Below are 12,445 nucleotides of genomic sequence, written 5' to 3' on the forward strand. Positions count from 1 at the left end.
GAATAATCATATCTGCAGTATTCACAATAATACTATCCTGTGCTTTAACATCATCTATATTACCCACTTTTTGGAAGTAATCATAGACATCTTGATGGAATTGTTCATCACCTGAATGTTCAGGTGCGTAGGTATCGACTGCAGTACTAATACCTCCCATAACTCCAAGAATTAGAATTATTCCAATAATTGCTGTACCCATTGATGAACCTAATGTCTCACCAGTTGAAACAATACCTGATGCATTATTTTGGCTTTCAGCAGGAACATCAAATAATGCAACATCCACAGTTAAAGCCATTACTAAACCAATTCCCGCCCCGAATAAAAACTGACCTGGAATTAGATCCAGCATTGATATGTTTATCTTAAATTGATAACTTAAAATCAGACATCCGACAATAGATATTATACATCCTATTGCCATGAGTGTCTTATGATTCAGTTTTCCAATTAATTTTGGAGTGGTCAATGTAAAAATAAGCAAACCTATAGTCAACGGAAGTGAAGCCAAACCGGTATCAAATGCATTTAACTGTAATGCAGTTTGGAAAAACAGAAAAATTACAAATAAACCACCTTTTAATGTAAGATTATATAATAACTTTATAGATGCGCCCAAACGCAAATTTTTGTCTCTAAATAAATCAACATCAAGCAATGGCACCTTGGCTGACCTTTTTCTTTTGAGTTCATACCATATAAAGATTGCCAAAATTATTAATCCCAAAATTATCTCACTTATGCTAGCAGTAACATCCTTAGTCAAAGTCAAAATACCAAGTACGAGCAAAACAAGCCCTATGCTTGAAATTATAGCACCAATAATATCCAAATCCTTTTTAGATTCAGTAGGTTTGAAATTAGGTATTTTATTTTGCATTCCTAAAATGAAGAAAATGATTATTTATTCGAATGCGAAAGCACATCTCCAACTTAAAAATGTTGTAATAACTCCACCAATGAGCGGACCAAAAGCATTTGCAAGCCCTCCCATTATCCCCAGAGTTGCCAAAGCAATTGTACGTTTTTTGCCGGAATATGTTCCACTTATTATTGAAACTATGGCCGGCACCATTAATGCCCCGGCAACACCTTCAATCGCTGACCATCCCACAAATAACATTGTATCACTTGAACTTATTGTTGAAATAAATGTGCCTATACCAAAAAGTGTAGCACCAATTAAAAACAGTTTCTTTTTACCAACTATGTCCTGAAGTTTGGTACTGAGCAGTATCAACGCAGCAGTAATAAGAGTATAAAACGACACAATCATTTGAATAGTACTAACATCAGTATTCAAATCAGCACTAATTTGAGAAATGCTAACATTCATGAATGAAGTATCCAATGCTATAATTAATGTAGCACAAGCCACAATCATTAAAGGAATCCAAGAATTTTTGTTAACCGTTTCATTCATATTATTAATCCCCCAATATTAAAATTTAATATATATTTAATATAAATAAGCTTTTCACATTTCTAATAGTTATTATTTTCTTATTTTTTGAGTCTGAAAACTTTTAACTAGTATTATCCTCATGTTGGCATAACACTCTTTAAATTATCTACTACTTTTAGTGAAATTTGTTCTACATCATACGAACAAAAAATGATTAAAAAGTAAATGAATTATCTACTACTTTTTAGACAGCTTAGTTTCATAATAGAAAGTCCCAAATAACCATTTTCTTAAATTTCATCACCTAATAAAAAGTCAATTATGTTCATATGTTTTATTCCATCTCTAGACATGTTAAATTCATCCATACTAAATACATATGCATCATATTTATCAGGAATGTTTAATAATGGTGTAAATTCCCGTTCTATTGTTTCATCAGAAGCTAAAAGATAAGCAACCTGAATATAAATTTTATTATTCTTATTTTTAGCTATGAAATCTACTTCCTTATTTTTAACCCGACCCACTTTAACTGAATATCCACGTCTTAAAAGTTCAATATACACAATGTTTTCAATTATTCTAGGTAACCATTTATTATTTTCATCAACCAACGCCTGATGAAATCCATGATCCGTTAAATAGTATTTTTCATCTGTAGATAAGAGTTTTTTTCCAATTATGTCTTCACGTAGCACTCTATGGCAAAATAGTGATTCAACAATGAAGTTTGTATAATTATTGATAGTTTCTCTTGAAGTTCTTTTACTTTCAGATTTTAAAAAATTTGCAATACTTTTTTTAGAGAATGTTTGCCCTATGGAATTCATAATATAATAAACGAATCTTTTAAATGTGTCAATTCTTCTGATTTCATGTCTTGAAAGTATATCACTAATAATGATAGAATCATAGATGTCAAGAAGTGCATTGATTTTACCATCTTCATCTTTTAAAGAAAGCAATGACGGCATTCCACCATATTCTATGTATTGCATGAAATATTCATATATCTTAGTTTTATCCATTTTAATATTGTTAATTTCATTATGATACTTTAAAATTTCTTTAAATGAAAAAGGATAAATGTTTATATGAACATATCTTCCTGCGACCAATGTTGAAAGTTCAGATGAGAACAATTTTGAATTAGATCCAGTAACATAAATATCACAATCAAAAGAAACCCTATATGAATTAATTGACTCTTCCCATTCATCAACCAATAGAATTTCATCAAACAATAAATAGACCTTACCCTCAATATCTTTAACCTTATCTAAAACAACTTCATCCAATTCTTTTGATGTCTTAATATGTCTATATTTCACATTTTCTAATGATATGTAAATTATATTCTCATCAGCAATACCTAAACCCTTAAGTTCCTCGATAATACTTTTTAAAAATGTTGTTTTTCCACATCTACGCAACCCAATAATAATTTTAATAAAATCCGTGTCCAAATAGTTATAAAAAACATTAAGATAATCTTCTCTTTTAATCATGCAATCACATCTTAATAATATATTAGATTATAATCATATATAAATTTGTCAGTTATAACTTACAAAATTACAAAAATAAAAATAAAACAAAAGTATAACTTACAAAATTACAAAAATAAAAATAAAACAAAAGTATAACTTACAACATTATAATATAAAACAAGAAATACGTGATTTCACAGAACTTCAAAAAATCTCTTTTTAGCAAAAAATAAATTCAAATTGAATTCAATATATTTTAGAGGTTTATTTAAAAGTATTCCTGAAAAAAAATGATTTAATTAAAAATGATTCATGAAATTAATTAAAATAGTTTCTGTTGTGTGTCAATATAGCTGGGTTCATCGACTTCCTTTATAACATCATTCTCATTAACATCACCAATCAGCAACGGCGAATACGAATTGTGCAACTTCTGATTCTTTTTGACCTGCTTCATGTTGCTGTTGGCATAATAACAAAATTGCCAAATAGTCATGGTGAAGATTGTTTTTGAAAAAATTAATAATAGTTACTATTTAAAGTAACTTACAAGTTTTTATTGAAAAATTCTGCAATCTTTTCAAATGGGATTACATCAGTTTTATAGTACAAATCAGTGTGAACCGCATCAGGAATAATCATTAACTCCTTATTATCCCCAGTCAATTTTGCAAATTCATCTTCTGAGAAATATTTGGAATGTGCATTTTCCCCATGAATCATTAAAACTGGTGTTCTGATTTCATCAGAATATGCTATAATCGGCTGAGATATGAATGACATGCATCCTATTACATTCCATCCATCATTTGAACCAGGAGATCTTGGATGATATCCCAAAGGTTTAACGTAAAAGTCATGATAATCCTTTACAAATTGAGGCAGGTCATCTGTCAACTCTTTTATGACTCCTCCTGCTTTTGCATATTCTCCGTTTTTAAAGTCTTCCGTTCTTTGATTGTTTAGGGCAACTTTCATTTCATATCTTGCATCAGCATTATCATCCGAATCATAATATCCCTTTGCAGTAATACGAGTCATATTATACATTGTTGAGGTAACTGTTGCTTTTATACGAGTATCAAGAGACGCAGCATTTAGCGCCATTCCTCCCCATCCACAGATTCCACAAATTCCGACCCTGTCACTGTCAACATCATCGGATGTGACAAGATAGTCAACTGCTGCCTGAAAATCTTCAGTATTGATGTCAGGGGATGCCATGTCACGAGGTTCACCTGAACTTTCACCGGTAAATGAAGGGTCGAAAGCTATTGTCAAAAATCCCATTTCAGCCAATGTTTGTGCATAGAGACCTGAAACCTGTTCTTTTACAGCACCAAATGGTCCTGCACATGCAATAGCGGGCAATTTATCATTAGAATCTTTTGGATTGTATAAATCTGCAACCAAAGTGATTCCATACCTATTTTTGAATGTTACCTTTTCATGATTTACCTTATCGCTTTTGGGAAAAACCTTATCCCATTCTGTTGTTATCTCAATATTATCCATTCCAATCACCCATTTCATATTTTTTAATATAATTCATAATCATTTTAAACTGAACTCCAATTTAACATCACCAGACCCAAGAACTTCCTTTAGTTTATTGGAGTCAACATTATCTATTTTACCCAGTTTCGTATAGCTCCATGAATGGGAACCGTAAAACAGAGATATTTTGTCTCCCTGATATAATACAATATCTCCAGGAGCAGTACCAATATTTTCATCACTTGTTGGAAGTGAAAAGCCTAAATCTCCTACTTTTTCAAAACCCCCATATTCAGATGTATTAACAGTGACATTTCCTTTTTTCAGTTCTTTAATCAATTCCTGTGTGGCAGAATTGTTTTCCAATTTAACATCAAATACCTCATCATTGATTTTGACTTTAACTAACTCATCCATACTATCATCCCCGCTAACCGCAGTGCAAGCAATTAAACTCAATATGACTATAAAACAAATTTTTTTAATGAAAGACAGCATATCACCCCAATACTTATTATTTTAAACTTAAAACCAATTTTACATCACCAGTTCCTAAAATTTTCTTCAAATCTTTAATATTCTGTAATTTGCCCAATTTTGTATAAGACCAGGAATTTGAATTATAGAATAGTGATATCTCCTCACCATCATAAAGCACAATATCACCTACCGAGGTGGTTATGTATTTGTCGCTTCTCGGAAGTGAAAAACCCAAATTCCCCACTTTTTCAAAGCCTCCATAATCTTCTGCATGAATTGTAACATCACCCATCTTTAGCTTGTCCATCAGTGCTTTTGCTGCGGAATTATCTTCCAGTTTCACATTTAAAACATGATTATTGACTTTAAGCTTTATCACATTTGAACGAACAATAGTTTTGATATATGTTTTTAAAACAGCAGAATTAACATTAGAAGTTGATTTAATATTAATAACAACATTATGTTTACCTTTAGGCAATGATTTCATATTGAAACTCACAATCCCTTTTTTATCCGTTTTCAAAGTGTACTTCTTATATTTTTTACCTGTGAAAACCTTTATCATTACTTTAATACTCTTCATCGGTTTTTTGGATTCCCTATTTTTAACAGAAATCTTGTATATTTTAGATTCCTTATAATAGCCTGTGATTTTTGGAGCTGAAATTTTTAGTTTAGCCCTTGAGATTTTAATCGAACTATATTTCATCTTTGATAAAAACTTTTTAGAATCTTTAACATTAATTGCCACCTTATGACTACCAATACCTAAATTAGATGCATAATATTTTGCAATTCCATTAAAATCAGTTGTTGCAGTGATTTTTTTATATTTTTTACCAGAATATACTTTTAAAATAAGTTTAACATTTGCTACAGGTTTTTTAGCTTTGCTGTCAATCACTTTTACCTTGAAATATTTGCCGGATTCGTATGTTGTTGATAATTTTGAAACAGACAGTGAAATCGATTTAGGTTCAAATAAATTACTTTTAGTCACTTCTGTTTGGGCACTTCCATTTGAAACAGCACTGGACTCATTGAATATTGGCATACTGTCAGCTATTGATTCATTATTAATAACAACATCAGTTGAATTATCCCTGTTTTCAGATGCACTGACTGCAGAAATACTCAATATTGCTACAATGAAAATCAGCACCAAAACAATTTTTTTATCCAACATATTATCACCAATCATATGTCAAGAATATCAATATAAGTTTCTTTAATGAACATGATTTCTTCATTTGTGTAAAAATCTCCCTCATGAGTATCCAAAGCAAAAATAATCAATTCATATAATACTTTATTTAGTTTCATTCCTTTTGAAGTTAAAAAATATTCTGTTTCATGATTATTAATCTTTTTTTCAATTAGATTGTTGTTTTCCATTGATTTAAGGCATCTTGCAAGAGATTTATTGTCTAGATTTGGACGATTTTCCTGAAATTGTGAAAAACGCTTTTTTCCTAAAAACAAATCCTTTAAAATGTAAAATGTCCATTTATTGCTTATGGATTTAATTGCACTACCCACAATATTTCTTTCAAATTGATTTGCATACAATTTTTCTTCAAGTGCCATGAAAAATTATTTGTTCATTAATATTTTAATAGTTATAGTGGCAAAAATGCCACAAATCATAGAAAAAAAGTAAGGAAAAGAAATTATTTCATTTCCTTTTCCCAAATTCTTATTGTATTGACATTGGCCTTATCTGCCAGTTCTTCCATTATCTTAATTTCCCCATCACTCAATTCAATGTTTACTGCATCAGCCGCATCTTCAACATGATGAACCTTTGTTGCTCCAATAATTGGAAGTGTTCCTTTAGCTATTGCCCATGCAATCGGCAATTGTGCAATTTAAAAATCAATTATTAGGATAAACTGGCTTGTGCATTAATATAGCTAGCTAAACTCCCCAAAAAATGATATACATCTTCAAAAAGAATAGGATTTCCAACTATGTTAAATCGTTTCATTATCTCTTAAAAAATCAATTAAATTCAAATGAATGATTCCTTCATGAGACATAACCTCCCCATCTAGAGTTATTACGTATTTTGGATAATTATCTGGGATATTCTTTAATGGTTTAAATTCTCTTTCAATAGTTTCTTCACTTGCCAATAAATAAGAAACTTGAATATAAATGAGTTTGTTTAGTTTTTTGCATACAAAATCCACTTCCAAGTTATCAACTTTACCAATGGTGATTTCATATCCGCCTCTTAAAAGTTCCAAATAAACAATATTTTCGATTATGCATGTTATCCTTAAGAACAATAGAATTGTATAAATCAATTAGAATTAATCTTCTATCATCACCAGATAGTCAAATGTTGAAGGCATACCACCATCCTCCAAATATCTGTAAAAATGAGTTTTAAAATCCGAGGTAATTTCATAGTAATCAAGATATTCCCTAAAAGAAAATGGATATATGCTTAATTCCACATAACGGCCGGACAAATATGTAGCAAACTCACCTGACAATAATTTTGAGTTTGATCCCGTAATATATATGTCATAATTTTCTTTTGCAAAGTAAGAATTGATTAATTTTTCCCATTGGGAAACAACCTGTATCTCATCAAAAAATAGATAAATTTTGCCATCAATATTTCAGTTTTTAGATATAAAGTGCTTTTCTAAGTATCAGCATCTAATTAGAATGAAATGTTTATAAAACAACAAAAAGAAAAATAACAAAGAGATATAATTGATTGAACTATCTTATACAGACATGAAAATCTAGTTATATTACTAGACTATATATCGGAGGATTAATTAATGAATGAAACTATTAGGGAGCACTCCTGGATTCCACTAATATTAGTGGCCTGTGCTTCATTTATCATAACTTTGGATTCTACATTCATGAACGTTAGTATTTCCCAGGTTGTTGCTGATTTGAATACTACTGTGAGTACAATCCAAATGATCATGGCATTTTATACCCTCATAACTGCAGCATTCATGCTGTTAAGTACCAAACTTCAAGATATAGTTGGTAAAAAGAGACTGTTTTTAATCGGTGCTGTACTTTATGGTATAGGTACATTCATTGCAGCAATAAGTCAAAGCGATACAATGCTGTTTATCGGATGGGCAGTGATAGAGGGTTTTGCGGGGGCATTAATGACACCTGCAACAGTTTCCATAATAAGCGGAACATATTCCGGAGAAAGACGCACATTTGCTTTGGCAATTGAGAGCGTAATGGCCGCACTTTCAGCTGCTGTCGGCCCACTTTTCGGAGGAATCATGACAACATTTCTCAGTTGGAGATATGGATTTGCAAGTGAACTAATAATCGTAATCTTTATTTTAGTAATGCGGAATAAAATACCTGATTTTGAACCTACCGAATCCAAAAGAGATTTGGACATTACCGGTGCCATAATTTCATTTATAGGCCTTATTTTATTTGTTCTCGGTATTTTGATGTTGACTGAGGATGCCACTACCAGCACAGCTGTAATTATTTTGGGCATAATTGCCTTAGCAGTCTTTGCATTGTTTGAAATCAAAAGAAAAAGAAAAGGTAAAGTGCCATTACTTGATATGGACTTATTTAAAGACAAAAATTTACGTGTTGGCTCGACCATTATATTATTGAGTTATATTGTAATGGGAGGGGGATTATTTGTAGTTTCCCTATTTATGCAAACTGTATTAAATTTAAATGCATTCAATACCGGTTTGACCACACTACCTTTGACTTTAGGTTTGCTTATTTTTGCAGCAATAGCTCCAAGTTTAACTGATAAATTGAATCACAAGTCACTTATGGCAATTGGAAGCATAATTGCAATCATCGGATGTCTGCTTTTAAGCTATCAATTTAAAATGAATACAACAATGCTGAATTTAATGCCCGGAATGTTCGTATTGGGATCTGGAATTGGTTTCATAATGGCTTTAAGTACTGATATTGCATTAATCAATATTCCGGATGAAAATCAAAATAACGCATCAGGCATTACTACAACCGGTCAGACATTAGGTGAATCAATGGGTACAGCAATTATCGGAGTAATTCTAATTCTCGGAGTAATGGGAGGTATTGCTAATGGAGTCGATGCCTACGCACCGGAATATTCAGGAAATGAACAAGTACATCAAGACATCTTTGATTACTTCGAAAAAATAGGTAATGTAGACGAAATTAAATCAGAGAACAGTACTGTAATTAGTATTGCAGATACTGTTATTCAGGATTCAATGGAATTCGTAATGCTGGTAACGGCTATCCTGATGGCCATTGTTTTTGTCCTGACGTTCAAGTTAAATGATAAAAAAATTAAAAAATGAGAGTTTATCTCTCATTAACCTCTTTTTTTTAAAAAAATCTAGGTTTCCTAACCTCTTTTACGCATCCTCAACAAATAGCTATTTTCTTTTATCCAATTAAAGCAAGAATACTATAACTTCTACAAGTCATGGATGAATTGCACCTAAAAATCAAATGATACAATAAAATTTTAGAGACTTTTTTAATTGAATCTTTCAAAAACAATACCTGCTCCGGCATAGGCAATGTCAAACAGAATAAAGCAAACAAAAATCCAAATATCAAATACACCGCAAACAGCAAGCAATAATACGACAATCTTCATCAAAAACCGGTATTCAAAAAATAAATTTAAAAACCTGTTTTCAGTCCTTTTTGGAATTAGTTCATGACATACTTCATCAGCTAAAATGGTTAAAATACAAATCAGCAAAACAACTAATCCCAAATCAGGAATTCCTACAACCAACAGTATTGCTAAATAAACAATCAAAGTAACTATATGATGAATTCCATCTATTTTTAAAGCTAGGAGATTGCCTATTATGATAGAAATAAAAATATACGCTGCACCAGTATCATAAACTGTAGCTGCAACAGATGCAATTGCACATAAAATGCCAAAAAATGTTGATAAAACTAAATCATGATTCTCATCATATAAATCATCAGAATATTTCATAAAAAACCCAGAAAGAATAAAAATAAATGCAAGAACAATATAATCCATTTAATCACTATAATTTAAAGTTTATTGTATTAATATTATAATCAGGACATATAAATAATTTAAGTTTTTTATTTCCTAAACATTATAGAAAACATCATACCTGTTGATTTAATTAAAACCAACATTAAATATATTTAATCTATGGCCTGACGACATTAACGACAGCAATTTGAATAAAACTTGTTTTTTAAAAGTAGTTGATGTACATGTATAGTTAAAAAGCAAATTGATTTTTAGAAACCTTGGTGTTAATGTGAAATACGAATTATTAAAAATGCAGTTGTTAGATTTGTTATAATTATACTGATAGAATCCTCGGATTAAATTGAATGGTGAAATGATAAAATAAAATGCATAATATATAAGTTCCAAAAAAAGATGAAAAAAATAGTTATTAAGAATAACTATCAACATTTAAATTTAATTGCAAACGCTTTTATAGAGCAGTCATTGATATATCTGTGATATGCATGGTTAGCCCCACCATGTCTCCATTTAGGCCACCATTTCCATTTACCATTAGTTTTATAGAGATATTTTGAAATATAACTTCCGCATCTAAGCTGTTTACCATTTTTATATAATATTATATCCAAATAATTATGATATCCATATGCATAACGCACTTTCCACAAACGAGCTTTAATTTTAAATTTTCCTACCTTTTTAGTAGTCCATTTATATTTTACTTTCATCTTGACAGTTTTAATCTTTTTACTTGATTTTAAAACTGGTTCCGCTTCAGAGGAATCCGTATTAACAGCACCAAGCACTTCATCAGTTTTTATCTCTGTAGCATTAGATGCGCTTAAAACTTCAACAGAACTGCTAATGCCTGACTGCAAAATCTGTTCCTCATTAGACACATCTGCTTTTAAGATATTTGATTCATTCGAATTGGATACCTCTGCTTTTAAAACATCTGATTCATCAGAACTTAATGTATCCTGATTATTTTCCACATTAATTACATCATTATCACTTATGCTTACAATATCATCAGTAACATTCTCAGATGCTGAAACTGAAGAAATAGCTAAGATACCTACAAGAATTATTGAAAGCAAGAGTATTTTCTTTCCAAACAATCTTTATCCCCCAAATTAATTATATCAGTGATATAAGTTATGTATAAAATATTATATAAGTTTGATTAAAATTATCTTACTAAAAATATAGAAAAAAGGATATAATAAATCATATCCTAGATTTTTTTATAAGTATATGCATTGTATTTAATGATTACATATATCTTAGCATTGCCAGTATAGTAATATTCATGCGAATCAGTATTATGTTTGCTTTTAATCCATTTCCAAGGATAAACTTTTTTTCCATGATTAATGTAATATGCATTTGATGAAAATTTAATATATTTTCGCAATGTTTTATCACCGGCTATAACACTTATCCTATTTCCTTCACGTTGCTCATGAAGAATTCCAAAAATGTAATGACCAGATGTTTTTTCCCTAAAACCCCACTGTTTATAAGGTATTATTATTGTTTTAGTTTGCTTTTTAACAATTCTAAATTTTTGAATTTTTTTGTTTTTTGAAGTTACCTTAAATTTTGTTGAACTTGACTTGTATTTCTCGTTTCCACCAATACTTGCGGTACACTTATAAAGTTTTTTATAATTGGCAGTTCTAGTCACGATTTTGTTTTTTGTTTTTGATGATACTTTAACCAATTTTGACTTTGGAACTTTGACTTTTACAGTTGCAATGCCTTTAGAATTAGTTTTAGCATAATATTTTTTTCCATTAACCTTAAAAGTAACTTTGAATTTTTTAATATTATTCCGCAGGTTATCAGTGACTTTTGCAGTTAATTTGACTTTTTTTCCAGAATTACCTGTTACAGATTTAACTGAAATTTTTGTTGTTGCTTTTTCAACAATTACTTTAACTGATCCAGATGAAGAAACATAATAATCATCACCTGCAAATGAAACAGATGCGACATATGTTTTAGGAACAAGATTATTTGGGATTTTAACAGATATTTGCCCATAAGAATCGGTTACACGACTATAAGTTTTTCCATTTAATTTAACTGATACTTTTTTACCAAATAGCAATTTATTCTGACTGTCTTTTAAAGTAATCACCATGTTTTTGCTGTTTCCATAAGAAGTAGTTATATCATCAGCAATAATATCCGTTTTTGACTTAACAGTTAATGTAGCAGTGTCCATCACCTTACTGTCAGCATAATTGACAATTTTGATTGTATATTTACCCGGACTTAACTTTGTTGAACCTACACTATAAGTTTTGGAATAAGCAGAACTAGTACTGTAATACACTTGAGAAATCTTTTGATTACCATTTGAATCATAAACCCTCAAATAATAAGCATACTTATAATAATACTTAGAAGCAGGAGAAATACTCATAGAAATAGATCCACCGGACCCATAATAAACAGTAGTATCAGAAACAGACACACTATAATCAGAATAGGATGGATAAGAAGATTTAACAATTAATGTAGCAGTGTCCATCACCTTACTGTCAACATAATTGA

14 protein-coding genes and 1 pseudogene are annotated in these 12,445 nt (G+C 30.3%); 1 reads left to right on the top strand and 14 read right to left on the bottom strand.

Annotation, left to right across the window (positions count from 1 at the left end):
* The 11 genes from UIB65_RS04635 to UIB65_RS04685 all read right to left on the bottom strand — a co-directional run.
* A partial coding sequence (locus tag UIB65_RS04635) for an MFS transporter (RefSeq protein WP_330039946.1) occupies positions 1–883 on the bottom strand: 883 nt, incomplete at its 3' end.
* A 24-nt stretch (positions 884–907) separates the two neighbouring features.
* Complete coding sequence (locus UIB65_RS04640; protein WP_330039947.1) at positions 908–1,426, bottom strand: MFS transporter; 519 nt, start codon at positions 1,424–1,426, stop codon at positions 908–910.
* 272 nt (positions 1,427–1,698) lie between these two features.
* Positions 1,699–2,919 carry an ATP-binding protein gene (locus tag UIB65_RS04645; protein ID WP_330039948.1) on the bottom strand — a complete coding sequence of 407 codons (1,221 nt, stop codon included), beginning with the start codon at positions 2,917–2,919 and terminating at the stop codon, positions 1,699–1,701.
* Positions 2,920–3,223: 304 nt separating this feature from the next.
* Positions 3,224–3,397, bottom strand: a complete 174-nt coding sequence (locus tag UIB65_RS04650) for a hypothetical protein (RefSeq protein WP_330039949.1) — start codon at positions 3,395–3,397, stop codon at positions 3,224–3,226.
* Between the two features lie 50 nt (positions 3,398–3,447).
* The gene (locus tag UIB65_RS04655; protein WP_330039950.1) at positions 3,448–4,416 is read right to left on the bottom strand and encodes an alpha/beta hydrolase; all 969 of its coding nucleotides are present in this window, start codon (positions 4,414–4,416) and stop codon (positions 3,448–3,450) included.
* A gap of 39 nt (positions 4,417–4,455) precedes the next feature.
* Positions 4,456–4,815 carry a cyclophilin-like fold protein gene (locus UIB65_RS04660; protein WP_330039951.1) on the bottom strand — a complete coding sequence of 120 codons (360 nt, stop codon included), beginning with the start codon at positions 4,813–4,815 and terminating at the stop codon, positions 4,456–4,458.
* Positions 4,816–4,912: 97 nt separating this feature from the next.
* Positions 4,913–6,067, bottom strand: a complete 1,155-nt coding sequence (locus UIB65_RS04665; protein ID WP_330039952.1) for a cyclophilin-like fold protein — start codon at positions 6,065–6,067, stop codon at positions 4,913–4,915.
* An 11-nt stretch (positions 6,068–6,078) separates the two neighbouring features.
* Positions 6,079–6,468 carry a helix-turn-helix domain-containing protein gene (locus tag UIB65_RS04670; protein ID WP_330039953.1) on the bottom strand — a complete coding sequence of 130 codons (390 nt, stop codon included), beginning with the start codon at positions 6,466–6,468 and terminating at the stop codon, positions 6,079–6,081.
* Positions 6,469–6,551: 83 nt separating this feature from the next.
* Positions 6,552–6,740 carry an aldo/keto reductase gene (locus tag UIB65_RS04675; RefSeq protein WP_330039954.1) on the bottom strand — a complete coding sequence of 63 codons (189 nt, stop codon included), beginning with the start codon at positions 6,738–6,740 and terminating at the stop codon, positions 6,552–6,554.
* A gap of 114 nt (positions 6,741–6,854) precedes the next feature.
* A complete protein-coding gene (locus UIB65_RS04680) occupies positions 6,855–7,130 on the bottom strand; it encodes an ATP-binding protein (protein ID WP_330039955.1) in 276 nt (91 codons plus the stop codon).
* 66 nt (positions 7,131–7,196) lie between these two features.
* Entirely contained in the window at positions 7,197–7,508 is a 312-nt protein-coding gene (locus UIB65_RS04685) for an AAA family ATPase (protein ID WP_330039959.1), read from the bottom strand.
* Between the two features lie 171 nt (positions 7,509–7,679).
* On the opposite strand from UIB65_RS04685, the gene UIB65_RS04690 reads away from it, so the two are divergent.
* Complete coding sequence (locus tag UIB65_RS04690) at positions 7,680–9,203, top strand: MFS transporter (protein ID WP_330039956.1); 1,524 nt, start codon at positions 7,680–7,682, stop codon at positions 9,201–9,203.
* Between the two features lie 182 nt (positions 9,204–9,385).
* Here the strand turns inward: UIB65_RS04690 and UIB65_RS04695 are convergent, their stop codons facing one another.
* From UIB65_RS04695 to UIB65_RS04705, 3 genes and pseudogenes are all read right to left on the bottom strand, one after another.
* Entirely contained in the window at positions 9,386–9,913 is a 528-nt protein-coding gene (locus UIB65_RS04695) for a hypothetical protein (RefSeq protein WP_330039957.1), read from the bottom strand.
* Between the two features lie 407 nt (positions 9,914–10,320).
* Positions 10,321–11,001 (bottom strand): hypothetical protein, encoded by a 681-nt coding sequence (locus UIB65_RS04700; protein WP_330039958.1) that lies wholly within the window; start codon positions 10,999–11,001, stop codon positions 10,321–10,323.
* Between the two features lie 116 nt (positions 11,002–11,117).
* Positions 11,118–12,445 (bottom strand): annotated as a pseudogene (locus UIB65_RS04705) (hypothetical protein); the annotation flags it as partial.

It is taken from the genome of Methanobrevibacter sp., from assembly GCF_036307625.1.
Classification (GTDB): Archaea; Methanobacteriota; Methanobacteria; order Methanobacteriales; family Methanobacteriaceae; genus Methanocatella.